Below are 26,441 nucleotides of genomic sequence, written 5' to 3' on the forward strand. Positions count from 1 at the left end.
TGGCAAGATCGAAAATGTTCATCCGAGAGACCCGCTCTTGAACAGCCGACCCAATCCGCCGAAACGGCTCGCGCTGCCGGCATACAATTTCTTGGTGCTCACTTTTCCAATGGGCGCGAGCAGCTGATTCTGCAATATCGCGCCCGGGCGTTTCACCGCCATATTGTAGGCTTCATCTTCGCCGCACCGATTTGCGATGGCGACCACCGCCTGGGAAAGCCCCGGCCGACGCCTCGACGGGCCGTGCGCATCGGATGCGATGATGTCCACCCTGCCTTCGTCGAGCAGCTTTTCCGAGTAGTAGAGAGCGGTCCGGCCAAAGGCTCCTACGACCGAATCCGCCGTGAGCTGGATAAGGCAGCCCAATGCGTTCAATCGCTCGACTACGTCATAGTTCGATTTGATCCAGGTCAACCGTTCAGGATGGGTCAGGATCGGAATATAGCCCGCGCCAACGAGGCGGGAAGCGAGATCCTCGAGCCGCGGCGGCAAGATGTGATGCGGTGGCTCAAAGAGGAAATAGCGCGATCCGTTCAACGTCGGCACTTTGCCGAGCTTCAGCCGGTCGGGAAGATCAGGCGAAACATGAACGTCGGCGCCGACCTAGAGGACAAGCGGGATGCTGGCGCAAGCAAGTTCCCTGACCAGCGCCTCGACTGCCTGGGCAATATTTGTCGTGCCGTTCTCATAGACGCCGGGCATGACGTGCGGGGTGCACACCATATGCGTTGTCCCATCAGCCGCTGCCAGCCGCGCCATTTCGAGCGATTCAGCCAGACTGGAAGAGCCATCGTCGAGACCAGGCAGAATATGGGAATGCAGGTCAATCATTGGCGTTTCTGTCTGCATGGAGGCAAAGCGATGCCGCTGCCTCGACAAAATACAAACGCATCACCCGCATGGCGGCGAATGACGCATTTCACAAGCTCACGCAGAACAGGAACGCTGGGGACCGACTAGCGGCTGACGGCGTCATCGTCATCCTGCAGGCCGAGAAGAAGGGCCGCGCCACCGCCAATCGCACCGGCACCGAGGAGAACCGGCAAAACGCCGGGCTCGGAACCGGCCGGCACGACAGCGGCTTGCGGTGCATCGAACGACACGCACATACCGCCCTCGACAGCGTCGATCTGGACGGTCACATTCGCCGGAACGTCGAACCCGCAATTGGTGCCTACAACCAGGGAAGCCGAAGCCTGCGCCCCTGTCATGATGCGTGCGCCCGAATAGACCGGCGCCTCGCCATTCACACCGGCATAACCGCCAGCCTGTGACATCCGCACGTCACCCTGGACGTTGGTCAACTGGCCGACCACACTTCCCGAAACCGGTATGGCCGCAAGGCAGGAACACTGCGCTGCCTGTGCGAAAGCCGCGGACCCGGCAAACAAAACATTTCCCGCTGCGAGCGCTACAAAAGCAATAACAACTCCAACTCGACCCGTCATTTCCGCCCCATCGAAACCAGCTATTCCCCGCCAGGATCGCCCACACTATTTCAACAACTACTAATGCAATATAGTTAACGAACCCATCTAAAGACACTATCGGCGCGCCGCGGCCAATCACGGCAATGGGCCACAGCCTTCAACGGCTGACAGCGCTGTCGTCGTCCTGCGTGGCCGCAAGCACGCCGGTCGCAAGAAGCGCACCAGAAAAAATTCCCTCGGGCGGACCGAAACCGCCGACCGCTCCGCCAGACTGCTGGATGGCGGCGGTCTGCTCGGAGCCAACCAGCTTGAGGCAGATGTTGCCCTCGACGCGAGAGACATCCAGGCTCGAACTCGCCGGCACATCCAGGTTGCAGCCGCCAACGGCCACGGACGCCGACCCCTTGGCGCCGACCACCACACGACTGCCGGAATCAAGCATATTTCCTGCCTTGGCCGGGCCGTAGCCGGCGGCCTGCGACACCATCACATCGCCATTGACGGAAACAATGGATCCAACCGGATTTGACGCACCATGATAGGCAGTCGCGCAACTGCAAGATGCTTTCTGAGCAAATGCGGAAGCGGAACCGAAACCGACGGAAACAACAAATCCAACCACCACGGTTCTGACGATGAGATTCATTCGTTTTGCCCTTCTCTCGAAGCCGCTCCTTGGAACTTGCAAATCAAAAGTTTATGACATCAGCGCGTAACAGTTTTTTGCCACAATTCCAACCTGTTTGCGCCGGCGCTAGAATTTTGACTTGCCTCGTGCCTTTGGGAGCTCACCACTTTAGCAATAGCGCATGAAAAGTTCTGATTATCGCCGGCGAATTTCAGATTACCCGAAAAACAATTGAGATATCCTTTGCCCCGTGACTGCGCGCGAGCGCTCCTGATCAGACTTGGCGAACGGGAAGGTGGTTCACCATCACCGATGCAGCCACGGCAGCTTGCGCCTGGTCGGACAATCGTGGACTGGCAGCGGCTCATGAAGCCCCGGCGATCGGCCGCTAAGACGGAAATAGATCCGGTGTCAGCCGGCTCACGGCCGGCGATGGCCGCTCATCACGTTGCGGCAGCCGCAAGCTTCTCTATCTGATGCATGTAGCTCTCGACGACGATCGTTTCCGAAAACTGCCGTTCAACCTTTTTCCGGCTCTCGTTCCCCATCGCGTCCCTGGAGTGGCCGTCCATCGTCACGAAATCGATCATCCGTGCCGACAGGTCGCTGGCATCCCTGACCTTGCAAAGGAAACCGTTGACGGCATGGTCCACCACCTCCTTGCAACCGGGCACGTCCGTGGCGATCAGAGGTTTGCCCATCGCGGCCGCCTCGAGCAGTGAGCGTGGGGTACCCTCCCTGTAGGAAGGCAGGACGACACAATCGGCAGCGTCCAGGAAAGGGCGAACGTCGTCGGTGGCACCGAGATACTCGACCAAACCCTCGTCGACCCATTGCTCGATTTCGGCGCGGCTGACCGCGGTTCGGTTCTCGACATCGAGAAAGCCAAGGAGTTGGAAGCGCACCGCAGGCGCTTGGCGACGGACGAGGCGGGCAGCCTCGATGAACTCACCGACACCCTTGTCCCATAGCAGCCTAGCCACCAGCAGAAATACGATGGCACCGGACGGCGCGCGCTGGCGCGGCGACGGCGAGAAGCGCGCGAGATCGACGCCTGAGCCGGGCAGCAGCGCGGTCCGTTCCTTGCGCACGATGCGCGCGCCGACGAACAGCATCCGGTCGTCGTCGTTCTGAAAGAAGACCACCTTCGAACGGGCCAGCGCCAGGCGATAAAGGGCTTTGGCGATTCCCTGGAGAAGGCCGCCCTGGAGGAAGACAGTGCCGAGCCCTGAAACATTGTTTATGACCGGAATGCCATTCAGGTTTGCAGCCATCGAGCCGAACACGTTGGGCTTGATGGTGAAGCCTACGAACGCCAGCGGCTTCTCGCGGCGCAGGATAAGCCAGTAGCGCCACAGAAGCGCAAGGTCGCGAACAGGCGAGGTGCCGGAATTGTCGATTTCGATGTCGACGTGGCGGCAACCCATCCCTGGGATCAAGGATGAATACTCGTCCCTCGGCGCGACGACGACGACATCATAGCCGCGCCGCCGCAACGCCTCGATCAGGCCCTTGCGGAAATTGACCACGTTCCAGGACGTGTTGATCGAGATGACAATCTTCCTTCCCACCTCGGACCCCACTCCCCGCCCCTCCGGATGTCCTTCAGCTCATCGACGCGCGCGTCCGCACGGTTCCAGTCCCAAAAGTCTCGAACAACCGCAAGATCACGTCATCATCGGCAACTGAAGAAATGCGCATGAAACATGCATCCCTTGCAAGCCGCAGGTCCTCGGGCCGGGCAATAAGCCCGGCAACCGCGCGAGCGATGTCTTGCGGGTCGTCTGGGTCAAAGTCGAACCCGGACCCCGCAGGGAGGTAATGCCTCGTGCCGCTGTCGCGCGACATCAATACGGCACATCCCGCCCAGGCGGCCTCGACGGGAGATACCGCGGCAGGTTCCGTACGCGAGGGCAATATCAAGAGATCATGGCTGGCATAGATCGAGATCATCCTGTCATGAGCTATGTTGTTTTGAAACCGAAGTCTGTCCGCCAGTCCAAGCGCTTGGGCCTCTTGCCGCAAGGCCTCACAAAAAGCCGCGTCGGAATGCGTCGCCTCCTCGCCGCACAACGTTATGGAGAATGGTGTGGACGCCGAGATCACCGCCAGTGCCCTCAGAAGCAAACTGTGCCCCTTTCGCTCCCGGTATTTTGCCACCATCAGGATTCGGGGCGGCGAATGCAACGGCCTGCCTTGCAGCGCTCCGATCCGGATCGGCTCGAAGGGATTTCCGAATGGCAGGGGCATGGCGCCTCCCGCACCGACGGAGCCAGGATTCGACGGGAGCCGTGACGTGAAATGCGCAATCCCGAGTTGCCGAAAGACAGCTCTGCGGATCCATGTGCCGCTCCATGCCTGAGGCCTGACATTCTCCTGATCGTAGATAACCAGCTTGCGGCCTTGCAAAATCGCACACAACGCGGCGACCCTGCAGAACCATCGCGTCACGCCGCGCACGATCACCACATCGGGATTCTCGACCCGAAGATGTCTCCAGTAGGAAACAAGACCGGGAAAGGAAAAGGGCGAGTTTGGGATATCGCTCGGACCCATGTGCATAACTCTTCGTGACAGCGCCGATGGTGCCACTACATTGGGAGAAACAAGTGTGTAATTCTCCGTTGCCCCTGTTTCGACGACGTCGATTGCAACATGATGCCCGGCCGAGGTCAGTATGCGCACCCAAGGCACAACATTGGTGTGGTATCTTGGTAGGCAAAACAAGTATTTCAAACTGTCAGACCTGGGATATTTTCCGTGATTCGGATCTGCTTTTTCAGCAATAATTGCGAAAACACCATCATTGCCGTGTAGACCAGCGCCGATGCGATCAGACCGGCCCAGGCGATACCCGGAATTCCGATCCAGCCCGACAGGACGAACGAAAGCGGCAGGTAGACGATGAATGCCGACGCCATGATTTTGAGAAGCGGTTTTGTTCCGGCCAGAACCTGGATCAAAGGATTGAAATGCATTCCGGCCAGGCCGAGACACTCGGCCGCGAACAAGATAGCGAAAAGCAGCGAGGCATCGGCATAGGCCGAACCGGCGGCCAGAACCACGATGAATTTTTGCAGCACGACACCGCCCGCCGCCATGCCCGCGGCGACACATGCCGAGACCATCGTGATGCGGGCGTTCAGCCTGTTTAGGCGGGACGGAGATTCTTCGTTGGACAGTCTCGCGAGTTCGGGAAAGATCACCTGGTTCAAGGGCCCAGTCAGCCGGGACATCATCGTCGCCAGACGCGACGCCACGGAATAGGCGCCGGCGGCAACATCTCCTAAAAGACCGGCGACAAGGAACAAGGCTACATGTCGTCTAGCACTCACCAGGGTCGACAGCACACTGGTCCCGGTGGCCATGACAAGGAATGTCCAAAAGAAACGCCGCCTGGAACGGGAACGAAGCGGATTGAATAGTTTGATGTTCTCGCGTCGGGCATAGACAAGCAGCCGGACGAACAGCGCCAGATTGTAGAGCGCACCGATCGCCGCCAACACAGCCACATAGGCGATCAGAGGCGCTTCGATGGCCCAAAGGACGAGCGAGGCAACAACCACGGCAGCCCCCTGGGCGAGTTGATTGCCGGCAATGACGTCGTACCGCCCATTCAGGCGAAGCACGCCTTTGGGGGTGCCCGCGAGGCTGGCCAGCAAGGTGAGACTATAGATCAGCGCCAGAAGCCGATCCTGGTGGGATACGCCGATCGACTCCCCAAACAGCAGGACCCCACCAACCGCCACCGCAGTGGCGACAACGGCCGCCGAAACGTCGAGCGCGATCCCGCATGAAGCTGCCCGGCCAAGGCGCGAGCGGGACCTGGCGGACAGCCTGATGACAGGCTGCCAACTCTCAAACGTAGCGAGGCCGGAGATGAACGTGACATAGGCCTGGATTACGGCGAGGGTGCCAAAATCTCCGGGGCCGAGCGAGCGTGCATTGAGCGCCAACGCGATGACGGAACACAAAGCCGCCACTCCACTTGAGGATGTGGTCATGGTGACGTCCCGAGCGACCCTGCGCGCGCGTATCCATCCAGAAGGTTTGGCTATCGCCGTCATGTCCTCAGCCATGGTCCCGGCGCAGGCCCCGCACTCCCGCTTCCATCGCAGGCGCTTGCGGGAAGCACTTTCGATGGACATACACCAGCCCGAATATGAAAAGCGACACAAGGATGACCCGCTTGGCGGAGATGAACGCGCCGAGCAGTTCCTTGCGCTGGATGTAGAATGTGAGGTGGATGATCGCCACGATCAGACCAGACTTGAGCGTCGCGCTGCGCACGTTGCGGATTATTGCCTCGATGGCGACACAGACCAGGGAAAGAATAATGACGAGCAGCGGAAATCCGGCGTATCCGAAATTTGCATAGAACTCCGCCCAGATATTTGCCGCCACACCGCCACTGTAGCCCGGAAAAAGCAGCGGCTGGACCTGCTCGTTGTAAGTACAGCCATCCTTGCCGAAGACCGCATCCGAAAATGGAATGAAAGAAAGTGGCACCAACCAGAGATTGGAACAAGGCAAGGTGTAGTTATATTTTACGATAAGGTCCAAATGAGCCAATGTCACGAACTGCTCCAACCCGACAAGGGTGGAATCTGACAACTGGTCGAATTTTATTTTTTGGCCGACAAGCTCGAAATTCCCCGCCTTCACCGCGGAGTAGACAGACTTGTACACTGCCAGAAAAAAGAACGCTGAAAATCCGCCGATGACATACCGTTTTCTTATCATCATCAACGGAACATTCCTGTATCTTAGATACAGTAAAGATAGGATAGTTATCGCAACCGAGGATCTATGCCCAATATAGAGCGTTAAAATTAATCCTAGGCAGCTCAGGGCCATAACAAGCTTGGATTTCCTCCACCCGGCCAGAGCCCCAAAGACCACGCCGATGATACAGGCGTTGTAAAATATATACTGAAACCGACCAGTTGACGATAAAACATCCGCCTTAGACGCGGAGAAAAGTGCCGGGTTCGCAATCGAAATTCCGCCGAAAATAATGATCATCGCGATTATTATCAACGACTCTCCTTGGCTATCTCCCTCAATTTCGAAACTCTGGCGTCTCGGAACGAAGCCAACCATCGCCGCGGCGATGCAAACCATGGAAACGGCGATGGCATACCCCGTGCCCAAATCATATGTAAAATCATACTTCCTTCCGCCAACGTCAACGTACTGAAAGCCGCCGGCAAGAAATGGAACAAAATAAAGTAGGCTCGATATAAGCAAAAGCATTTGCGGCGTAAGCGCAAAGGGTGAAACCAGGTAATCTCTTCTGACGTCCCGCGCCTTCACCCTATTGCCTAGCTCCCAATATCCTCACGCCCGGCGGCTCACAAATCCGGCTGGTGTCTGCGGCCCTCCGAATGCCAGCCGAGTGCGGTACGGCGGGCGACATGTCGTGCGGAACGGGCCTGCCGACACCTAGACCTCGGCCATGATTACATGGGCCTGAATTTTGGCGGCGACTTCACCGCTGCCGTGTCGGTCTGCGATGGCGGATGCCGCGTAATCGGTTGCAGCGTCCAGTTTTCCAGCTTCCCTGGCCTCGATTTCGGTGCGAAGAACAGTGCCTTGACAGTAGGCAACGGCCGGAAGGCGTGGCGAGGATGCGCGGCTCTGTTCGGCTCTCGTCTCGATCACCACTCGAGAGAAGCCTGCATCCTCTAGGTCGCGACGGATCAGCACCTTGTCGTGATAGCCGTGCGGCGTGCGTGCCAGGAAGCGCGGGGGATCGTCGGGAAAGATCCGTGCCAGAGCGTTGGTCACGTCATCGGCGAACACATTCTCCTCGATGCGATCCCATACATTGAACAAAAACCGTCCGCCGGGCTTCAGGACCCGCCTGGCTTCGCGATAAGCAGACGTGCGGTTCGGAAAGAACATCGCACCGAACTGACAACAGACAAGATCGAAGGCCGCATCTTCAAATGGCAGCGCCATCGCATCCGCTTGGCGCCACTCGATGCGGCTATCAGGAGTTTGTCGCGAAGCAGCGTAGTCGAGCATCGGCTGGTTTAGGTCGGTCACGACATAGCTTGCGTCGGGCGACAGTCTTGGCGCCAATGCGCGGGTGACGACCCCGGTGCCCGCGGCGATTTCCAGGACCGCGCCGGGCGATAGGGCCGCTGCTCGCCGCGCGATATCCGCAGCGAACGGCTCAAAGATCAAAGGCACCATGTAGCGGTCGTAGTTTTCCGGAATTGAGCCCGCGAACAGCTTGTCGGTTTCCAACATGACAATCCCCACCGTCTGCCTGATGACTCGCGAGCTTAACATATAATTGTCTGTTCCTGGTCGTTTCCGTGCGCTAGCCCTTGGCAGACAATCTTTCCCATAGCGCGCTGTATGCTCTTGCCATCCGCTCAACTGAAAAATCGGACGCGACGCGGTTGCGGCATGCCTGCTGTCTTGTCTCCCAGGATGGCGAGTCACGGTTTTCCAGAGCCATGTTTCTAATGGCGCGAGAAAGCGCGTCGGGATCCTGGCTCGGAACAACACATCCGGTGTTGCCGACAATCATGCCGATATCGCCGACATCCGTCGCTACGCAAGGCGTACCGCACGCCATGGCTTCGGCGACAACGTTAGGGAATGCCTCGCGCCTCGAGGCAAGGACATGGATGTCGAACGCACTCATGAGAGCGGCAACACCGTCGCTCGGACCAAGCAGCATCACCTTGTCGCGAACGCCGTAACGGTCCAGCAGTCCGGCAAGGTCGGTATTTTCAGGAGAGATTCCGGGGCCGGCGAGAATACATTTGAAAGGGAACTCGGCGCGCGCCGACAGCTTGGCCAAGGCAGCGGCGAGATTCCTGTGATCCTTGTCGGGATGCCAGCGGGCGACGCTTCCGATGACGAATTGGCCTTCCTCTATCGACCAGGCCCGGCGCAGCCGACTGCGCGCCCTCTCATCCGGCTCGAAGACAGCCAGATCATAACCGTTCGGAATTATCGTCCAGTTCGAAGCCGAGTAACCCGCGCTGATATGGCGCCGTGATGCCTGTTGCGAACAGCTCACGATCTGGGTCGGGACCACCCGGGATATGAGCGCGCAGGCCCGGTCCGCCGTCCGCGTGGCCAAGGGGGCGACAAGCGGATCCAGACCGGAATTGTGCATTCCCCAAACCACCAGCCGGATACCCGCAAGCCGAGACAGGACGCCTCCAACCAGATTTGCGTGGTACATCCAGCACTGGACGATATCAGGCGGATGGGCTGACAAGACACGCCGAAATGCCGCCAGCCCGCCGAGGCTTAGCCTTCCCTTCGGCATCGACAGACAGGTCAGGGGCACCCCCGCTTCCCGAAGCAGCGGGCCATATTTTCCTTCGTCGGAAAGCGAGACCACGGCGTGCGAATGAGTGTGCTCGGCCATGCAGAGACGGAACAAAGCCGCCTCAGCACCGCCATTGTGCAGCCCGGTGATGACATGCAGGACTTTAATCCGGGAGCTCCTTTCGGGTGGCGCTCGCCAGGCCCATACCCATCGCGAGCAGATACGCGTCAGCCACTTTTTCGACACTGAAATCCTGGGCTCGACGTCTGACATCGGGTGGGCTGATGTCATCGAGGCCGGCCAATATCGCGGCCGCGAAGGCTTGCACGTCGCCCACCGCGACAAGCCGCCCCCACTTGCCGTCCTCCAGGATTTCCGCTGGGCCGCTTTCGCAATTTGTGCTCACCACCCTGGCTCCGCAGGCCATGGCTTCGATAATCGTATTGGGAAAGCCCTCCCTTCGCGACGAATGGAGAAACAGCGCGGCGCGGTGCATCCACGGATACGGATTTTTCGAAAAGCCGACCAGGGCGACCGAGGAACGCAACTCGAGTTCATCGATCATCGTCTGCAGCGACGCGCGCAGCGGCCCTTCCCCCACAATCGCCAGTTTGACGGGTCGTTTCCTTACGACCTGTGAAAAGCTGCTAATCAGAGTGGCATGGTCCTTTGCGAAATCGAGGCGACCGACGGCGACCAGCAGGGACCTGCCGTCCTCGTCCGCGAACGGATGATCGATGGGCGCGCTGGCCTGTGCCTGAATGTGTTCTATATCCAACGGGTTGTGGATCACTTCGACAGAATTCGGGTAGAGCCCGATGCGCCTGATCAGATCGTCCGCAACGCCATGTGAGACGGCTATTATCCTGTCGGCATAACCGTATGTCATTCGCATGAGGAACGGCAGAAATCTCTCACGGATCAGTTTCGTATCCGCAAGGGTCCTGGACAGGTTGCTTCTCTCGGATATGACCGTACGCACCCCTTGCCGTGACAGGAAGGACGACACTATTGCCAGGATGTTCGCGTGAGGCAGCGCCGCCAGCATCACCCGCGGCTGCTCCGCCTTGACGTAGCGAATAAGGCCGGACAGGGAAAACAGCATGCGAGACGCCTGCAGATCCACTATCTTTATCGTGTCGGGAACCAGGGGAAGATATTCACCTATCGCACATCCAAGTACGAGATCCGTCACCAGCCCACGCCGATCGAATTCCCGGGCCAGGGTAAGCATCGCGCGCTCGGTGCCACCTGCCCGCAGCGAGGGGATGAAGACGGCGATCCGGGCATCCGGACCGCCCGGCGACTTTCTATCTTTCCTCGTTCGCTTCATCCGGTTCGAAGCCCGGTCGCCGCCATACCGCCTCGTTCGGCTCTAGCTCTCCCGTTGGAAAGCAGGCGCAACCGGAAACGGGCCAGGACCGGCGGAGAATATCTTCGACGGATCACTGTTTTCGCCGAAAGACATAGGCATAGGTCTCCGCCGCATCCTTGCCGAGCAAGAGAGCGGCGATGCCAAGCCAGAGGCGCCAGGCTAGGAAAGCCGGCACGAAGGAATAGAAGTATGAACTTCTCCAGAACAGGCGCCGCTGGACAAGCTCCAGCCCATTTTGCGCCGCGATCCTTTCCACTTCGCTTGGCAGGCATTTGTCATAGAAAGCCGGAAATCCGTCATGACCCCTGCCTTTGTCGGGATAGATGGCAAACAGCAGCCGCCGCTTGATCCTCTCTGGCAAAATCAGGTTCAACCTAGCGAAAACGGCATTGCGTGACGGCGAGAAAATGGCAACCAAACCGCCCGGCTTGACGCAACTGGCGATGCCGCGAAGCGCGCCCTCTCCGTCGCGAACATGTTCCAGGGTCGCCTGGCATATGACCAGATCAGCGTCCTGCCTTCCCTTGAACACGGTAAGGTCCGCCTCGATCTGCTCGTCATAGAGTCCATCGGGGGCCTTGGACAGTTCCTCGGCAGCGAGATCAAGTCCGACCACGACGAGCCCGAGGCACCGCTTCTGCGGCAGGCTGACGAGCGGTCTTGCGCCTCCACCCAGATCGTAGACCAATGTGTCCGGAGACAGCAGCGCCGGCGCGATTTCGGTCGCAAACGTGCTATTGCCGTCCGCGCGAAGGCGTGGCGGCAAAGCCCTGTCAAGATATTCAGAGACCGCCACGTTCGCGCGTACAAACCCCCTCAGCAACGACACTGCCTCCTTATCGGTTCGCGCTATCCCCGCCCAAAATAATCCTGGTACCACTCGACGAACCGCCCCACCCCCTCGGTGACGGAGGTGCGGGGGCGATAGCCGACCGCCGCCTGCAGCGCCGAAGTGTCGGCGAAGGTGTCGGGCACGTCGCCGGCCTGCAGCGGCAGCAGCTCGATCACCGCCTTGCGGCCGAGCGCGTTTTCCAGCGCCTCGACATAGGCGGTCAGCTTCACCGGATTGTTGTTGCCGATGTTGAAGATGCGCCAGGGCGCGCTGCTGGTCGCCGGATCCGGACGGCCGGAATCCCAGGCCGGGTTGGCTGCGGCGGGGCTGTCGCTGGCACGGATCACGCCCTCGGCGATGTCCTCGACATAGGTGAAGTCGCGCGTGTGGTTGCCGTTGTTGAACAGCTTGATCGGCTCACCGGCCAGGATGCTCCTGGTGAACAGGAACAGCGCCATGTCAGGGCGTCCCCAGGGACCGTACACGGTGAAGAAGCGCAGCCCCGTGGTCGGCAGGCCAAACAGGTGGCTGTAGCTGTGCGCCATCAGTTCGTTGGCACGCTTGGTGGCGGCGTAGAACTGCAGCGGATGGTCGGCCGGCCGATGCTCGGAAAACGGCATGTCGGTGTTGGCACCGTAGACGCTCGAGGTGCTGGCATAGGTCAGGTGCCCGACACGGCTGCCGCGGCAGGCCTCGAGCATGTTGGTGTAGGCGATGATGTTGCTCTCGACATAGGCACGCGGGTTTTCCAGGCTGTAGCGCACGCCGGCCTGGGCGGCGAGATGGATCACCCGGTCGAAGCCATGGTCGGCAAAGCAGCCGTCGACCACGCCCCTGTCGGCGAGATCGCCATGGATGAAATGATAGCCGGCATTGGTCTTGCGGCTCGCCTCGTCCAGGAGCCGCAGCCGCGCCTGCTTGATTTGCGGGTCGTAGTAATCGTTGATGCTGTCGATGCCGACAACCTCGTCACCGCGCTCCAGGAGCCGCCTGGCGACATGATAGCCTATGAAGCCGGCAGCGCCGGTGACCAATACCTTCATCAGAAGCGCCCGTCCGTAACGTCCCTAGGGAACAGCCCCTTGATGTCGTAGATTACACTGGGGTCCTTGCAAAGCGACTTCAGCCCCGCAACGCCCAAGCTGCGGAACTGCGCGTGTCCGACAGCGACGATGACGCCGTCATAGCGCGCGGCGGGCATCTCCTTCACGCTCGCCGTGCCGAAAGCGCGTGCGCATTCCTGCGCGTCGACCCAAGGGTCCCAGATATCGATGCCGGCATTGTACTGCCTCAGTTGCGCGACGACGTCGACGACCTTGGAATTCCTCAAGTCCGGACAGTTTTCCTTGAAGGCCGCACCCATCACCAGAATCCGGCTGCCAACGACAGGTATGCCCTTGCGCATCATCAGGCGGGCCGTCTGGTCCGCCGCATGCTGGCCCATGCCGTCATTGATGCGGCGCCCGGCAAGAATCACCTCGGGATGATAGCCGAGTTCCTGGGCCTTGTGGGTGAGATAATAAGGATCGACGCCGATGCAGTGCCCGCCGACGAGGCCCGGCGTGAAGCGCAGGAAATTCCATTTGGTGCCGGCCGCCTCCAGCACCTCCGACGTGTCGATGCCCAGCTTGCCGAAGATCAGCGACAGCTCGTTCATCAGGGCGATGTTCAAGTCGCGCTGCGTGTTCTCGATGACCTTGGCGGCCTCGGCCACGGCAATGCTGGAGGCACGATGCGTACCCGCCGGCACGATCGAGGCATAGAGCGCGTCGATGGCCTCCGCCGCCTCTGGCGTGGAACCGCTGGTGACCTTGACGATCGTCTGCAGCCGGTGCTCGCGATCGCCGGGGTTGATGCGCTCTGGACTGTAGCCGAGGAAGAAATCGCTGTTGTAACGCAGCCCGGAATGTTTCTCGATCAGCGGTGCGCAGACTTCCTGCGTGCAGCCGGGATAGACGGTGGATTCAAAGATCACCACCGCGCCCGGGGATATGACCTCGCCGACCGTCGTCGACGCCATGACGAGAGGCTTCAGGTCCGGCCTGTTGGCCCGGTCGATCGGCGTGGGCACGGTAACGATGAAAATTCCGCAGTCGTGCAGATCGGCTTTCTCGCTGGTGAACTTCAGCCCTCTGGCGGCGGCGATTTCCTCCTCGCTGGCTTCTAACGTATGGTCCTCGCCGCGCTTCAGTGCCTCCACGCGCGACGGGTTGATGTCGAAGCCGATCACATCCCTGGTCGCCCCGAAGGCCACAGCCAGCGGCAGACCGACATAGCCAAGTCCGATGACAGCTATTTTCCTTGAGGCGAGATCCATTGCTTCCTGCACGTGCGATCGGATTCAGGCCCTGATTTGGCTATCGCGCACCAAAACCGGTGAACATCGTTTTTATGGTCCTGAGAACGATCAGCACGTCCAACCAGGGTGAGAAGTTCTTTATGTAGTAAAAATCATAGTGCAATTTTTCCATGACATCGCCGACTGCTGCGACATGGCCCTGATTTACTTGTGCCCACCCGCTCACGCCCGGCCTGACGATGTGCCGGTACCGGTAGAACGGCAATTCCGCCTCATACCATTGCGACAGCACGACAGCTTCCGGCCGTGGCCCGATCCAGCTCATCTCACCGCGCAGGATGTTGATGGCCTGCGGCAGCTCGTCGATCCTGAACTTGCGCAGGAAGCTTCCGACCCGCGTGATGCGATCGTCATCCCGTTTGGTGATCGCCTTGTCCTTGTCGCTGCCGGAGCCGGTCTGCTGCCTCATCGAACGAAATTTGTAGACGGTGCAGATCCTGCCCCGGTAGCCCATGCGGGGTTGGCGAAACAGCACGGGGCCTTCCGAGTCCAGCCGGATCGATAGGGCGACCAGCAGCAGAACGGGACAAAGAACCACGACAAGGACAAGCGCGGAGGTCCAGTCGATGGCCTGCTTGATCTTGAGATAAGCCTGGTTCGGATTGAGCGAGCCGAGCGTGTTCTCCGACAGATGTTCGATCTCGACACGACCGGTCAACGATTCGCTGACCTGCTTGACGTGATAGACGGGCGTGCCCGACAGCGCCCGGTCGGCGATGTAGCGCTCCCATTCGGCGCCGAGGTCCGCACGCAAATCGACAACAACGCCGTTAACTCTTTCGATAACGGTGCCGGGCGACTTGAGCCAGAACCAGTGCACGCCCGGCAGGGCCCTGAGGCGCTCGACATTGCCGCCGGGAATGACGGCCAGCCGGTACGGCTCAAGACGCCGGGTCATGAGGCTCAGGCCGAAATACCAGAGCGTGGACTGCGTGAAGCTGGCGGCGGCCTGAAACCGGCTATACTCGAAGCGGAAAAAGAAAATCGTCAAGAAAACAAGACCGTAGGACAGGACGAATGTCGGCAGGATATAGCTTGCCGCGGCCACGCCCGGAAAATTGCCAATGCGGCGATAGGCAAGAAAGCCGGTAACATGCGCAATGATGGCAGCCGCGACCGTTATCTGCAGATTGGCCGAATAGATCGCGTCCGGATAGGATGCTATCCGGATCAGTGCTGGCGCGATGATCGCGAATGTCAGTCCGCCGATGAGTTGAAAACGAATTCTGAACAGGAAGTGCCGGCTTCCGACAATCGTTGATGTTGCGACATTCAACTTCTTCCCCTTCCCCCGAAAGGTGCCCGTGTCGGCAATCGCCACTACACTTGGCAGGCCGTTCCTTCGCAAAGCGAACCGGACCCCTCACCATTGGCGATTCGACTCAGTCGAAGATCAAGAGCTACGCCAGTGCGACCTCACCAGCAAGCATCTATTTAGCGGGAATAGTTGGCAGAAGTTCTGATCGGCAGCATTGCTGCATTGCAATTTAAAAGCCGCGGCTAATGTCCCGGCTTATTCTCCAATCCTTGAGAAACCTGCCGAACCCTCAGCCGATATATAGAGGTGATGTCTTTGGTGCCGACCAAGCGCCCATGCCAAATCGGCCAACCGCCTGGCCAGATCGCCATCGATGGCCGGTCCGGGCCCGATGCAGCCAAGCGAAATCAAAAAGCCATCCGGATTCAACCGTTTGCCGATACAGGTTCGAACTCCGACTTTCGCCCGCTGCGCTTGTGGACGCTGGACAATTCCCCGGTTCGCTTCACAATGCGATCAAAAGCGCACCGTGAAAAGCGTGATGGAGGAACCCGGTATGCTGGGACTGATGCAGGAATGGCCGCTGCTGTGCCACAAGCTGATCGACAACGCCGAGCGGCAGCATGGTGCGCGGGAGATCGTGTCGCGTTCGATCGAGGGGCCGATCGTGCGCACCACCTATGCCGACCTTCATCGTCGTTCCCTCAAGGTCGCCCAGCGCCTGGAGCGCGACGGTTTTGCCTTGGGCGACCGCATCGCGACGCTGGCCTGGAACACCGCCCGCCACATCGAGACCTGGTACGGCATCATGGGCATCGGTGCTATCTACCACACCCTCAATCCGCGCCTGTTTCCCGAACAGATCGTCTGGATCATGAACCACGCCGAGGACAAGGCCGTCTTCGTCGACCTCACCTTCATCCCGTTGCTCGAGAAGATTGCCGGTGCCGTCAAATCGCTGAAGAAGGTAATCGTGCTCACCGACAAGGCGCACATGCCGCAAACGACCCTGCCCGACGCCGTCGCCTATGAGGAGTGGCTCGGAGAGGTCGATGGCGATTTCGCCTGGAGGAGCTTCGACGAAGGCACCGCCGCCGGCATGTGCTACACGTCGGGCACGACGGGCGATCCCAAGGGGGTCGTCTACAGTCATCGCTCGAACGTGCTGCACGCCATGATCGCGGCCATGCCCGACGCCATGGGCCTGTCGTCGCGCGACACGATTCTGCCGGTGGTGCCGATGTTCCACGCCAATGCCTGGGGTCTTGGCCAGAGCGGCCCGATGATCGGCGCCAAGCTGGTCATGCCAGGCTGCAAGATGGACGGCGCCTCGATCTATGAATTGCTCGATCAGGAAAAGGTGACGTTCAGCGCCGCCGTGCCGACCGTGTGGATGATGCTGCTGCAGTATCTGGAGGAGACTGGCAAGACGCTTCCCCATCTCGGCAAGGTCGTGATCGGCGGCTCGTCGTGCCCGCGCGCGATCATGACGAAATTCCAGGACGATTACGGTGTCCAGGTCATCCATGCCTGGGGCATGACCGAAATGTCGCCGCTCGGCACGCTGTGCACCTTGAAGCCGGACTATGCCGGGCTCGAAGGCGAGGCTCGGCTCGACGTCCAGAGCAAGCAGGGTTACCCGCCTTTTGGCGTCGAAATGAAGGTGACCGATGACGAGAACAATCCACAGCCTTGGGACGGCAAAACGTTCGGCCGGCTGAAGGTGCGCGGCCCGGCCGTCGCCCGCGCCTATTATGGCGGTGCGGGCGCGGAGCAGTTCGACGTGGACGGCTGGTTCGACACTGGAGACGTCGCCCATATCGATGCCGGCGGCTACATGCAGATCACCGACCGTGCCAAGGACGTCATCAAGTCCGGCGGCGAATGGATTTCGACCATCGACCTGGAGAATCTGGCCGTTGGCCATCCCGATGTGGCGGAAGCCGCGGCCATCGGCGTCAAGCATTCGAAATGGGGCGAGCGGCCCCTGCTGGTCGTCGTTGCCAAGCCGGGCAAGGAACCGACCAAGGCCGGGATTCTCGATTTCATGGATGGCAAGGTGGCCAAATGGTGGATGCCGGACGACGTCGCTTTCGTCGGCGAGATACCGCACACCGCCACAGGCAAGATCCAGAAGATCACCTTGCGTCAGCAGTTCAGGGACTATCGCTTGCCGACGGATTGAGAGGATGTTGCGTGTTTCCGCAAAAAGGCACTAAACCTCCATCCGGGTTGGGGCAGCGCAGAGAATAATGGTTAGCATTCCCGAACGGCAAACGTCGAAGGCTGCCGGCTGGTCGCGGCGCACGGGCGCCTTTTCAGCGGTGCTTTTGCTGACGAACTTTGTCGGCCATCGCTTCGGCCTCGTCCAAACACCGGTCTTCCTGTGGGTGCTGGGCATTGCTGCCCTGCTGGCGGCGCTGGCGCTGCTGTTTGCCGGCCTGGCCTTTGCAAGGCTGTGGAATTTTGGTGACCGTGGTGGCCGTGATCTCACCGTCGGCGCCTTGCTGGCGCTGCTGGTGCTCACCCCCTACGGCGTTGCCGCCTATTGGGCGACGATCTATCCGCCGCTGCGGGACATTTCGACCGATTTCGATGAACCGCCCGCGCTCGATGTCAGCGACCGGACCAAGGACATGAACGCAGTGTCCCCGTCGACGCCGGGTGAGCAGACGTTGCAGACGGACAGCTATCCATTGGTCACCGCACGCAGCTACGACCTGCCGTTCGAGACCGTCGTCAATGCCGTTGAAACCGTGCTCGACCGGCGCGGCTGGGACCTTTCGGAGCCTTATCCCGAACTCGCCGGACAGACGGAGGTGACAATCACCGCCGTCGCCTCGAGTTTCGTTCTTGGCCTTCCCGCGGACGTCGCCATTCGCGTCACGGATGACGGCGACACGGTCATCGTCGACATGCGCTCCGCCTCGCGTTACGGCCGCCATGACCTTGGCGACAATGCCGCGCGCATCACTGAATTCCTCACGGAGCTCGATCAGGAAGTCGCCGGCCAGATCGGCGCGGCGCCGGCACAATAGCCATTTTTCGAGCAAATCGCGCGCCGCGACGATGATTGGTGAACGGGTGGGCGGCGGCAGGGCTATCGGCCAGGCGTGAAAATGCCATCTATGGCGGGAGCGGAGTCCGTCGCCACCACGCCGCGCGCCACCAGGTCCTCCAGATGGGCAAGCACCGACAGGCCGGCGGCGCCGTGCAGCCGGGGGTCGGTATCCCTGTAGATCGCCTTGACCATGTCGGGGATTGTCCTGTCGCCGGCCCTGATCCGTTCCAATATGGCTCGTTCGCGCATCTTGCGATGGGTCTTCAGCCCGCGCATGAAAGCGCGCGGCGCCGTCACCGGTCCCCCATGGCCAGGCAGCAGCAGCCGGTCGCCGCGCTTGATCAGGCGGTCCAGCGATGCCATGTAGTCGGCCATTGCCCCGTCCGGCGGCGCGACGATCGAGGTTGCCCAGCCCATGACGTGATCGGCTGAAAACAGGATGCCGGTGCCTTCCAGCGCGAATGCCGCATGGTTGGCGGTATGGCCGGGCGTCAGGACGGTCCGGATCGCCCAGCCGTCGCCGCTGACCAGCTCGCCGTCCGGCAAGGCGATGTCGGGAATGAAAGCGGTGTCGGCGCTGGCGTCGAGCGCGTTGGTTTCGCCAATGTGCAAGGGCCTCGCCGGCCGGTGCGGTCCCTCCGCCAGCACTTGGGCGCCGGTGCGCTCCTTCAACCGGGCCGCCAGCGGAGAATGGTCGCGATGCGTGTGGCTGACGAAAATGTGGCTCACCGGCCGGCCCGCGATCACGTCGAGCAAGGTCTGAAGATGCGCCTCGTCATCGGGCCCCGGATCGATCACCGCCAGCGTATCGTGGCCCACGACGTAGCTGTTGGTGCCATGGAAAGTGAAGGGACTGGGATTAGGGGCCGTGACGCGTTGCACGTCGGGGGCCACGCTTACACCTCGGCCGTAAGCAGGGTCGAAGCTGGTATCGAATTTGAGAGCCATGTCGGCGCATTGTTCCCGGAACGCAAAACCGATTGCCGCATAGCACGCAAGCCAATATAGGAAAATGCAAGACCGCGATTTCTGGTTCGCGGCAAGTTTGGATTGGGGAAGACCATGACAACCGCAACGACGACGCGCCCGCTTGTTTTCCTGGCCTTGCCGCAGGAAGGTGCCGCGCGACTGGCAACGCAGTTTTTGCTGGCGATCACTGGGACGCTGCTTTTGACGCTTTCGGCCAAGACCAAGGTGATCCTCGGGCCTGTCGACCTCTCGATGCAGACGCTCGCCGTCCTGCTGATCGCCGCCGCCTTCGGCATGCGGCTCGGCGTCGCCACCCTGCTGCTCTACATGGCGGAAGGCGCCATGGGCTTCCCGGTCTTCCAGGGCACGCCGGAAAAAGGCATCGGCATTGCTTATATGCTCGGCTCGACCGGCGGCTATCTCGCCGGCTTCGTGGTCATGGCGGCGATTGTCGGCTGGGCCGCCGACCGCGGCTGGGACCGTCATCCGATCAAGCTTTTCAACGCCATGCTGGTTGCCGAAGGGGTGATGATGGCGATGGGTTTTGCCTGGCTGGCGCTGCTCATCGGTCCGGAAAAATCCTGGCAGTTCGGCGTCGTGCCGTTCATCGTCGGCGATCTCATCAAGGTCGCGCTCGCGGCCAGCCTCGTGCCGGCCGTCTGGTCGTTGCTGAAGCGCTCCTGAAATTTGGGGGTCCCTGCCGCCGATCGAATGGCAGGAGCTTCAAATAGATTCCATCGGCGCAAACTCCTCGTGATCGGACCAACAGCAAAAAGTGCCATAATCCGGCCATCGTCGGTGTTAAGCTTCGTTAACGGGCAAAGGGGTGCGATTGGCGACTGAAAGAGGTTCGCATGGACGCGCTCGACGATAAGGTTCTCGAGAGTACGCTTGCCGAAAGCCTGGCCGATCTGGTGCCGGACGAAAAGACCGTTTCCGAAGACGAGTTCGTCGAAGTTGTCGGCGGCGCGCTCGAAGCGGTCGGCGGCACACTGCTGTTCAAGATGTGCGTCCAGAACGAAGGCGAAGGCCAGCACGTCGCGGCGGCATCCGTCGGTGATGGCGGCAATCGCCAGTTCCTTCTGCTCACCTTGCCAACCGTCGGAGGGGCGCTGAAGGTCGAGACGATCTCGAGAAGCAGCAACCCGGTGGCGGGCATCGCGGCCGCCTATGCCGGGCTGATGGACGCCTTCAAAACCGCTGCCTGATTTTCCGCTGCCACGCCAAGGCCAGTCTTGCGCCACGCACGGGGCGCTTGGTGTCTGCTTGTTTGTGACCACGGGCCTTGTTCTATCCGGTCGCCCACCACACCTAAGGTCGGGGCAAGGAGAACCAGCATGGACAAGATCGCCAACCCGGCACCCGGCTTCCAGCGCAATCCCGACAAGATCATCACGATAGAGCCCTATTCCGGCACCGTCACAATCCGCGCCGGCAGTACGGTCATCGCTTCTTCCGCCAAGGCAAAAGTGCTGATGGAGGCCCCCTACACCGCCGCCTTTTACATTCCGTTCGCCGACATCGATTTCGACAAGCTCAGCCGAACGGATCACGCGACGCACTGCCCCTACAAGGGTGATGCCAGCTATTGGAGCGTGCTGCCGGCGGGCGAAGCGGGCAAGGACGCGATGTGGGCCTATCGACGGCCCTTCGACGAGATGACCGACATCCGCGACCACGGCGCGTTCTACGCCAGCAAGGTCAGCATCGAGGCCAAGCCGGACTGAACGCTTCGGCTTGAGACACTCAGGGGCATTGATATTCAGGTGATGCCGGCCCTTAGTCGGTGGTGCCGTGATTACCCGTTCCGTCGGCATCGTCGAGGCGCACGAAGGTCATGCCCTTGTCCTTGAGCGCCAGCAGGCCCTGAACCACGCCCTCGCCGGCGGCATGGGTCGGCTGATTGATGTGGGAGATGATGACATCACCGTCCTTGGCGGCGGCGATGCGCCTGGCCGTTTCCTTGGCGCCGAGCAGCGAGCCACCGTCGCCATTGATCGAGAAGCCGGCAATCTTGAAGCCGAGTTTGCGGATCATCGCAATGGCCGAGGGACTGTATTCGGCTGTTGCGCCACGGAACCATTTCGGCGCCGGTTCGCCGGTCGTGGCCAGAGCCGCGGCCCCCGACTCGACTTCGGCAAGGACTGCTTCCGGGCTGCCGGCGCTGCGTATGCCATAGATCTTCTGTGGCGTGTCGACCGCCGGGATATGCCGGCCACCGTGATTTTCCAGCTCGAACAGGTCGGGATGCGCCCGCATGATCGCGACGGCCTCGGCGTTGCGCTTCAGCCAGATGCCGGTGACGAAAATGGTAGCCGGTATCTTGTTGTCCACCAACGCCGAGAGAATGCGCGTGTCGGTCTTGCCGCCGCAGGCATCGAGCGTGAGTGCAACGCGACCGGTTCCGCTTGCAGCCGGCTTGATGTGCAGCGTGGGTTCGACCAGCGGCGTGGCATGGGCGCTGGATATCAGCGCCACCGACATGGCGACCATGCAGAGATGTTTTTGCGGCAAATGCATCGAACCAAGTTCCCGACCGGCGGTTTCAAGCCGACATCCCAAGACCCGCATGAAGGCGGAAATCGGACGAGGGATAGAAGAAAAACGCCTGGGCGGCAATTTGACCTCCCACTTGGTCGACGAGCCGTTCAGCGACAGTCTTGCCGTTCCATCGCCCTCAGACAGCGCGTTCATTTTTCAGCTCGGTGCGCGCGAGAATTTCGCGCGCCGCTTCGACAACCGGCTTCACCTCCAGGCGCCAAACGCAGCACGCCTTGCTGGGATCGGTTCGGCGACACAAATCCTTGGCCACGCAGTCACATGGCATTGACGGCCGAAGCGCGATGCTGGGCACGCCGACAGGTCCCCAGCGTGACGGATGCGTCAGGCCGAAAAGGCCGACAACCGGGGTGCCGGCGGCAGCGGCCATATGCATCGGCCCGCTTTCATTGCCCACAAACAGCCGAGCCTGTTCCAGGACGGCCAGCAGGGTCTCGAGCGACAGCGCTCCGACCAGGTCCACCACCGGCGTCGCCGTCTCGGCAACGATCCGCGCGGCGGTTTCACCTTCGCCCGGCCCTCCCACCAAGACGATGCTCAGTCCGGTTTCGGCCGCAATCTGGTCAATCGCCTCGGCAAACCGTTCCGGCTGCCACTGCCGGCCCTTGAAACTCGCGCCTGCGTGGACAGCGACGAAGGCGTTCGGAAGGATGTGGTGCGTGCCCAGAAGCGCCAAGGCCTTCGCGGCCTCGAATGGCGGCGGCTGGAGGCTCGGTACCGTCACCCGCAGATCGATGCCGAGCGCTTCAAGAGGGGAGAGATAGCGATAAACAAAATGCTGGCCGCCAAACCCGAATGGTTTGGCAAACACATTGGCGGGCTGCCGCTCCAGCAGCTTCAGAGGCCTTTCCGGGGGATTGTAGCCGACGCGCGTCTTTGCGTTGACCAAGCCGCTGATAAGCCGAGAGGTCTTCGAATCGGTCAGGTCGATCGTCAAATCGAAGCAGAAGCCGCGCAGCGCCTTCACCGTTGCGTAGAGCTCTTTTCCGCGCTCCAGCGGGGTGCCCCGCGCGCGAGCCCGCCTGAACGGAACCACCTCCGAAGCGATGCCATGCGCAATCACGAAGCTCTCCAAGTGCGCCTCGCAGAAGAACACAATCCTGGCACCGGGGAATTCGAGCCGAAGGTTCCTGGCGAGGGTCGAAGCGAGGACGATATCGCCTATGAACTTCGTTTGAATGATCAGGATCGAGCGGAACGGAGCGGGTGAAATCTGCAACATATGTTTCCGGAGACGTTTGGCGATCATCACGAAATTGGTCAGAAACAATGGCGAGATTGCGCGATACTTCTAGCACGTTCGCGTGAGTTTTCATACAAAACCGTAAGCTCGGACCGGTCTATCCACGCCCCGTGGTCGTTGTCTGCACTGCAGCCTGCGCCGCTGCCAGTCTGGCGATCGGCACGCGGTAGGGCGAGCAGGAGACATAGTCGAGCCCGACCTCCTCGCAGAAGCGGATCGACGAGGGATCGCCGCCATGTTCGCCGCAGATGCCGAGCTTGATGTCGGGTCGCGTCGCCCTGCCCTTCTGCGCCGCCATGCGCACCAGTTCGCCGACGCCCTCAATGTCGAGCGAAACGAACGGATCCTGCTCGATGATGCCTTTCTGGCGATACGTCTCCAGGAAGGAGGCGGCATCGTCGCGCGAGATGCCGAAGGTGGTCTGGGTGAGGTCGTTGGTGCCGAAGGAGAAGAACTCGGCCGACTCGGCAATGACATGGGCGCGGATCGCCGCGCGGGGAAGCTCAATCATGGTCCCAGTCAGGTAATCGATGTTGACGCCGCTCTCGTCCATGACGCTCTTGGCGACGGCGTCGATGCGTGCCTTCACAAAATCGAGTTCCTTCGCCAGACCGACCAGCGGCACCATGATCTCGGGGACGACCAGCGCGCCGGCTTTCTTGCCGGCCTCGACTGCCGCCTCGAAAATGGCGCGCGCCTGCATCTCGGCAATCTCGGGGTAGGAGACGGCGAGCCGGCAGCCGCGATGGCCTAGCATCGGGTTGAATTCGTGCAGGGCCTCGGTGCGCTGCCTGAGCTTGTCTGCCGACACGTTCATGGCGGCCGCGACTTCGGCGACTTCCGCTTCGGTCTTGGGCAGGAATTCGTGCAGCGGCGGATCGAGCAGGCGGATCGTCACCGGCAGGCCGGCCATGATCTCGAACAGCTCCAGGAAATCCGAGCGCTGCATGGGCAGAAGCTTGGCCAGCGCCGCGCGGCGATCCTTCTCGGTGTCGGCCAGGATCATCTCGCGCATGGCGACGATGCGGGCGCCGTCGAAGAACATGTGCTCGGTGCGGCATAGCCCGATGCCCTCGGCGCCGAAGGAGCGCGCCATGCGGGCATCGAGCGGCGTTTCGGCATTGGTGCGCACCTTCATGCGGCGTACCGCGTCCGCCCATTCCATGATGGCGGCGAAATCGCCGGACAATTCCGGCTGCAGCATCGCCACGGCGCCCTTGAGCACCTGGCCGTTGCCCCCGTCGATGGTGATGATGTCGCCCTTGCGGAAGGTCTGCCCCATCGAGACCAGCGTGCCTGCCTTGTAGTCGACGCGCAGCGAGCCGGCTCCGGACACGCAAGGCTTGCCCATGCCGCGCGCGACGACCGCGGCGTGGCTGGTCATGCCGCCGCGCGTGGTCAGGATGCCTTCGGCCGCATGCATGCCATGGATATCTTCCGGACTGGTCTCGATACGCACCAGGATCGCCTTGCGCCCCTGCGTCTTCAGATCCTCGGCATCGCCGGAGGAAAAGACGATCTCGCCGGTGGCAGCCCCCGGAGACGCCGGCAGGCCGACCCCGATGACGTCTCGTGCGGCCTTCGGGTCGATGGTCGGGTGGAGCAATTGGTCAAGAGAAGCAGGATCGATGCGTGCGACGGCTTCTTGCTTCGTGATCAGGCCGTCCCTTGCCATTTCAACCGCGATCCTGAGCGCCGCCTTGGCGGTCCGCTTGCCGGACCGGGTCTGCAGCATCCACAATTTACCGCGCTCGATGGTGAATTCGAGATCCTGCATGTCGCGGTAGTGCTTTTCCAGGCTGTCGGAGATGGTGACGAAGGACTGGAAGGCATCCGGCATCAGCTTCTGCAGCGAAGGCTTGTCGGAACCGGCCGCGATGCGCGCCGCCTCGGTGATGTTCTGCGGCGTGCGGATGCCGGCGACGACATCCTCGCCCTGCGCATTCACCAGGAATTCGCCATAAAGCATTTTTTCACCGGTCGAGGGGTTGCGGGTGAAGGCAACGCCGGTGGCCGAGGTCTCGCCCATATTGCCAAACACCATGGCCTGGACATTGACCGCCGTGCCCCAGCTTTCCGGGATATCGTGCAGACGCCGGTAGGTGATGGCCCGGTTGTTCATCCAGCTTGAAAACACCGCGCCGATCGCGCCCCAGAGTTGCTCGTGCGGATCCTGCGGGAACGGCCTGCCGAGTTCCTCCTCGACCTTGGCCTTGTAGAGCGCGATGACGCCTTGCCATTCGATCGCCGTCAGTTCGGTATCGAGCTCGTGGCCGAGGCTGGCTTTCTGGTCTTCCAGGATTTCCTCGAACACCTCGTGATCGAGGCCCATGACGACATCGGAATACATCTGGATGAAACGGCGGTAGCTGTCATAGGCAAAGCGCGCATCGCCGGAATCGGCGGCCAGCGCCTCGACTGTCTCATCGTTCAATCCGAGATTGAGCACGGTGTCCATCATGCCGGGCATCGACGCCCGGGCGCCGGAACGCACCGAAACCAGGAGCAGCTTCGACGGGTCGCCGAACCGGCGGCCGGTCAGCCGGCCGATATGGTCGAGGGCGACTGCGACATCGGCCTCCAATCCCGCCGGGTGGGTGCGACCATTGGCATAATAGGCATTGCAGACCTCGGTGGTGATCGTAAAGCCCGGCGGTACTGGCAGCCCCAGGCTGCACATCTCGGCCAGGTTGGCGCCCTTCCCGCCCAGCAGATTCTTGTCGCTGGCACGGCCTTCCGCCGCACCATCGCCAAAGGTGAAAACCCATTTGGTCATGCTTGCTCTCCGGTTGCAGGAGATTGGAAAGAGTGGCGAAACGCAAAGTTCCATCCGTGCCGACTTTGGAGCGATATGATGCTGCAGTGCGAAAGGCAAGGCGTCGGCAAGCCGTTCGACCGCTACAATCGATTAAGAAAAAACTCCGCCTGGGCCTGTGGCAAAAAGACTTGCCGCCTCACGGCTCGACGTATAGAACATAAAGGGAACAAGAGGTGTACCATGAAACAGCCTGGAAAACTGGACTATCTGGAAATGCCGGCGACCGGCGGCACGCTGGATCGGTTGAAGGCCTTCTACAGCGCCGCCTTCGCCTGGTCTTTCACCGATTATGGGCCGACCTATTCGGCCTTCGCCGAGGGCCTGGATGGCGGTTTTCAGGCCGATGCCGCGGAAGCACCGGCCAAGCCGTTGCCCGTGCTTTACAGCGACAATCTGGAGGAAACCCTGCGCGCCGTCGAAAGCGCCGGCGGAACGATCGTCAGGCCGATATTCTCATTCCCCGGCGGCCGACGCTTCCACTTCGTCGATCCAGCCGGCAACGAGTTGGCTGTGTGGTCCCACTAGTCCGCTTGTGGATCACCTGGCGCCGATTGCACCGCTGGTCAGCCGAGCGTCTTCGCGGTCATTCATAAGGATTGTGCTTTTCGG

23 protein-coding genes and 1 pseudogene are annotated in these 26,441 nt (G+C 61.0%); 6 read left to right on the top strand and 18 right to left on the bottom strand.

The window, feature by feature from the left end:
* Positions 1-18: 18 nt before the first annotated feature.
* The 14 genes and pseudogenes from FJ954_RS22595 to FJ954_RS22660 form a co-directional block, all read right to left on the bottom strand.
* A pseudogene (locus tag FJ954_RS22595) lies at positions 19-849 on the bottom strand (CpsB/CapC family capsule biosynthesis tyrosine phosphatase).
* A gap of 107 nt (positions 850-956) precedes the next feature.
* Entirely contained in the window at positions 957-1,277 is a 321-nt protein-coding gene (locus FJ954_RS22600) for a hypothetical protein (protein ID WP_140663240.1), read from the bottom strand.
* A 310-nt stretch (positions 1,278-1,587) separates the two neighbouring features.
* Entirely contained in the window at positions 1,588-2,076 is a 489-nt protein-coding gene (locus FJ954_RS22605; protein ID WP_015318732.1) for a hypothetical protein, read from the bottom strand.
* Between the two features lie 425 nt (positions 2,077-2,501).
* Positions 2,502-3,629, bottom strand: coding sequence for a glycosyltransferase family 4 protein (locus FJ954_RS22610; protein WP_246681126.1), 1,128 nt, complete (start codon positions 3,627-3,629; stop codon positions 2,502-2,504).
* A gap of 34 nt (positions 3,630-3,663) precedes the next feature.
* On the bottom strand, positions 3,664-4,614 hold the full coding sequence (locus FJ954_RS31675) for a glycosyltransferase family 4 protein (RefSeq protein WP_181177892.1): 951 nt from the start codon (positions 4,612-4,614) through the stop codon (positions 3,664-3,666).
* Positions 4,615-4,790: 176 nt separating this feature from the next.
* Positions 4,791-6,206, bottom strand: a complete 1,416-nt coding sequence (locus FJ954_RS22620; protein WP_140663244.1) for a lipopolysaccharide biosynthesis protein — start codon at positions 6,204-6,206, stop codon at positions 4,791-4,793.
* Complete coding sequence (locus FJ954_RS22625; protein ID WP_140663245.1) at positions 6,130-7,374, bottom strand: hypothetical protein; 1,245 nt, start codon at positions 7,372-7,374, stop codon at positions 6,130-6,132. Before FJ954_RS22625 ends, FJ954_RS22620 begins: the two co-directional genes overlap by 77 nt.
* Before the next feature lie 129 nt (positions 7,375-7,503).
* Positions 7,504-8,316 carry a class I SAM-dependent methyltransferase gene (locus tag FJ954_RS22630; RefSeq protein WP_140663246.1) on the bottom strand — a complete coding sequence of 271 codons (813 nt, stop codon included), beginning with the start codon at positions 8,314-8,316 and terminating at the stop codon, positions 7,504-7,506.
* A gap of 73 nt (positions 8,317-8,389) precedes the next feature.
* A complete protein-coding gene (locus tag FJ954_RS22635) occupies positions 8,390-9,631 on the bottom strand; it encodes a glycosyltransferase (RefSeq protein ID WP_140663247.1) in 1,242 nt (413 codons plus the stop codon).
* Positions 9,522-10,691 (bottom strand): glycosyltransferase, encoded by a 1,170-nt coding sequence (locus tag FJ954_RS22640; protein ID WP_140663248.1) that lies wholly within the window; start codon positions 10,689-10,691, stop codon positions 9,522-9,524. Before FJ954_RS22640 ends, FJ954_RS22635 begins: the two co-directional genes overlap by 110 nt.
* A gap of 112 nt (positions 10,692-10,803) precedes the next feature.
* The gene (locus FJ954_RS22645; RefSeq protein ID WP_181173065.1) at positions 10,804-11,499 is read right to left on the bottom strand and encodes a methyltransferase domain-containing protein; all 696 of its coding nucleotides are present in this window, start codon (positions 11,497-11,499) and stop codon (positions 10,804-10,806) included.
* A gap of 83 nt (positions 11,500-11,582) precedes the next feature.
* The gene (locus FJ954_RS22650; protein ID WP_140663251.1) at positions 11,583-12,608 is read right to left on the bottom strand and encodes an NAD-dependent epimerase; all 1,026 of its coding nucleotides are present in this window, start codon (positions 12,606-12,608) and stop codon (positions 11,583-11,585) included.
* Entirely contained in the window at positions 12,608-13,882 is a 1,275-nt protein-coding gene (locus tag FJ954_RS22655) for a nucleotide sugar dehydrogenase (RefSeq protein ID WP_015318742.1), read from the bottom strand. Before FJ954_RS22655 ends, FJ954_RS22650 begins: the two co-directional genes overlap by 1 nt.
* Before the next feature lie 40 nt (positions 13,883-13,922).
* Positions 13,923-15,200, bottom strand: a complete 1,278-nt coding sequence (locus FJ954_RS22660; protein ID WP_224526043.1) for a sugar transferase — start codon at positions 15,198-15,200, stop codon at positions 13,923-13,925.
* Positions 15,201-15,738: 538 nt separating this feature from the next.
* Here FJ954_RS22660 and FJ954_RS22665 point away from each other — a divergent pair.
* Both FJ954_RS22665 and FJ954_RS22670 read left to right on the top strand, forming a co-directional pair.
* On the top strand, positions 15,739-17,367 hold the full coding sequence (locus FJ954_RS22665; RefSeq protein ID WP_140663253.1) for a fatty-acid--CoA ligase: 1,629 nt from the start codon (positions 15,739-15,741) through the stop codon (positions 17,365-17,367).
* A gap of 67 nt (positions 17,368-17,434) precedes the next feature.
* The gene (locus FJ954_RS22670; RefSeq protein WP_140663254.1) at positions 17,435-18,220 is read left to right on the top strand and encodes a DUF1499 domain-containing protein; all 786 of its coding nucleotides are present in this window, start codon (positions 17,435-17,437) and stop codon (positions 18,218-18,220) included.
* 62 nt (positions 18,221-18,282) lie between these two features.
* Here the strand turns inward: FJ954_RS22670 and FJ954_RS22675 are convergent, their stop codons facing one another.
* Complete coding sequence (locus FJ954_RS22675) at positions 18,283-19,191, bottom strand: MBL fold metallo-hydrolase (RefSeq protein WP_140663255.1); 909 nt, start codon at positions 19,189-19,191, stop codon at positions 18,283-18,285.
* A gap of 114 nt (positions 19,192-19,305) precedes the next feature.
* Between FJ954_RS22675 and FJ954_RS22680 the strand changes: the two genes are divergently transcribed.
* From FJ954_RS22680 to FJ954_RS22690, 3 genes are all read left to right on the top strand, one after another.
* Positions 19,306-19,896 carry a biotin transporter BioY gene (locus FJ954_RS22680; protein ID WP_140663256.1) on the top strand — a complete coding sequence of 197 codons (591 nt, stop codon included), beginning with the start codon at positions 19,306-19,308 and terminating at the stop codon, positions 19,894-19,896.
* Between the two features lie 170 nt (positions 19,897-20,066).
* A complete protein-coding gene (locus FJ954_RS22685) occupies positions 20,067-20,420 on the top strand; it encodes a hypothetical protein (protein ID WP_015318748.1) in 354 nt (117 codons plus the stop codon).
* Positions 20,421-20,549: 129 nt separating this feature from the next.
* A complete protein-coding gene (locus FJ954_RS22690; protein WP_140663257.1) occupies positions 20,550-20,939 on the top strand; it encodes a DUF427 domain-containing protein in 390 nt (129 codons plus the stop codon).
* 52 nt (positions 20,940-20,991) lie between these two features.
* Here the strand turns inward: FJ954_RS22690 and FJ954_RS22695 are convergent, their stop codons facing one another.
* The 3 genes from FJ954_RS22695 to ppdK form a co-directional block, all read right to left on the bottom strand.
* Complete coding sequence (locus tag FJ954_RS22695) at positions 20,992-21,732, bottom strand: polysaccharide deacetylase family protein (protein ID WP_140663258.1); 741 nt, start codon at positions 21,730-21,732, stop codon at positions 20,992-20,994.
* A 157-nt stretch (positions 21,733-21,889) separates the two neighbouring features.
* Positions 21,890-23,041 carry a glycosyltransferase family 9 protein gene (locus FJ954_RS22700; protein ID WP_246681127.1) on the bottom strand — a complete coding sequence of 384 codons (1,152 nt, stop codon included), beginning with the start codon at positions 23,039-23,041 and terminating at the stop codon, positions 21,890-21,892.
* A gap of 70 nt (positions 23,042-23,111) precedes the next feature.
* A complete protein-coding gene (gene ppdK, locus FJ954_RS22705) occupies positions 23,112-25,790 on the bottom strand; it encodes a pyruvate, phosphate dikinase (protein WP_140663260.1) in 2,679 nt (892 codons plus the stop codon).
* A 222-nt stretch (positions 25,791-26,012) separates the two neighbouring features.
* Between ppdK and FJ954_RS22710 the strand changes: the two genes are divergently transcribed.
* Positions 26,013-26,357 (top strand): VOC family protein, encoded by a 345-nt coding sequence (locus FJ954_RS22710; RefSeq protein ID WP_140663261.1) that lies wholly within the window; start codon positions 26,013-26,015, stop codon positions 26,355-26,357.
* Positions 26,358-26,441: the final 84 nt, after the last annotated feature.

Origin of the sequence: Mesorhizobium sp. B2-3-15 (assembly GCF_006442875.1) — a bacterium.
Classification (GTDB): Bacteria; Pseudomonadota; Alphaproteobacteria; order Rhizobiales; family Rhizobiaceae; genus Mesorhizobium; species Mesorhizobium australicum.

Bases quoted from the DNA above. Each gene is read 5' to 3' on its own strand.
- FJ954_RS22600 (WP_140663240.1), bottom strand. From the start codon at position 1,277: ATGTCACAGGCTGGCGGTTATGCCGGTGTGAATGGCGAGGCGCCGGTC.
- FJ954_RS22605 (WP_015318732.1), bottom strand. From the start codon at position 2,076: ATGAATCTCATCGTCAGAACCGTGGTGGTTGGATTTGTTGTTTCCGTC.
- FJ954_RS31675 (WP_181177892.1), bottom strand. From the start codon at position 4,614: ATGGGTCCGAGCGATATCCCAAACTCGCCCTTTTCCTTTCCCGGTCTT.
- FJ954_RS22620 (WP_140663244.1), bottom strand. From the start codon at position 6,206: ATGTCCATCGAAAGTGCTTCCCGCAAGCGCCTGCGATGGAAGCGGGAG.
- FJ954_RS22630 (WP_140663246.1), bottom strand. From the start codon at position 8,316: ATGTTGGAAACCGACAAGCTGTTCGCGGGCTCAATTCCGGAAAACTAC.
- FJ954_RS22635 (WP_140663247.1), bottom strand. From the start codon at position 9,631: ATGTCAGACGTCGAGCCCAGGATTTCAGTGTCGAAAAAGTGGCTGACG.
- FJ954_RS22640 (WP_140663248.1), bottom strand. From the start codon at position 10,691: ATGAAGCGAACGAGGAAAGATAGAAAGTCGCCGGGCGGTCCGGATGCC.
- FJ954_RS22650 (WP_140663251.1), bottom strand. From the start codon at position 12,608: ATGAAGGTATTGGTCACCGGCGCTGCCGGCTTCATAGGCTATCATGTC.
- FJ954_RS22655 (WP_015318742.1), bottom strand. From the start codon at position 13,882: ATGGATCTCGCCTCAAGGAAAATAGCTGTCATCGGACTTGGCTATGTC.
- FJ954_RS22665 (WP_140663253.1), top strand. From the start codon at position 15,739: ATGCTGGGACTGATGCAGGAATGGCCGCTGCTGTGCCACAAGCTGATC.
- FJ954_RS22670 (WP_140663254.1), top strand. From the start codon at position 17,435: ATGGTTAGCATTCCCGAACGGCAAACGTCGAAGGCTGCCGGCTGGTCG.
- FJ954_RS22675 (WP_140663255.1), bottom strand. From the start codon at position 19,191: ATGGCTCTCAAATTCGATACCAGCTTCGACCCTGCTTACGGCCGAGGT.
- FJ954_RS22680 (WP_140663256.1), top strand. From the start codon at position 19,306: ATGACAACCGCAACGACGACGCGCCCGCTTGTTTTCCTGGCCTTGCCG.
- FJ954_RS22685 (WP_015318748.1), top strand. From the start codon at position 20,067: ATGGACGCGCTCGACGATAAGGTTCTCGAGAGTACGCTTGCCGAAAGC.
- FJ954_RS22690 (WP_140663257.1), top strand. From the start codon at position 20,550: ATGGACAAGATCGCCAACCCGGCACCCGGCTTCCAGCGCAATCCCGAC.
- FJ954_RS22695 (WP_140663258.1), bottom strand. From the start codon at position 21,732: ATGCATTTGCCGCAAAAACATCTCTGCATGGTCGCCATGTCGGTGGCG.
- ppdK (WP_140663260.1), bottom strand. From the start codon at position 25,790: ATGACCAAATGGGTTTTCACCTTTGGCGATGGTGCGGCGGAAGGCCGT.
- FJ954_RS22710 (WP_140663261.1), top strand. From the start codon at position 26,013: ATGAAACAGCCTGGAAAACTGGACTATCTGGAAATGCCGGCGACCGGC.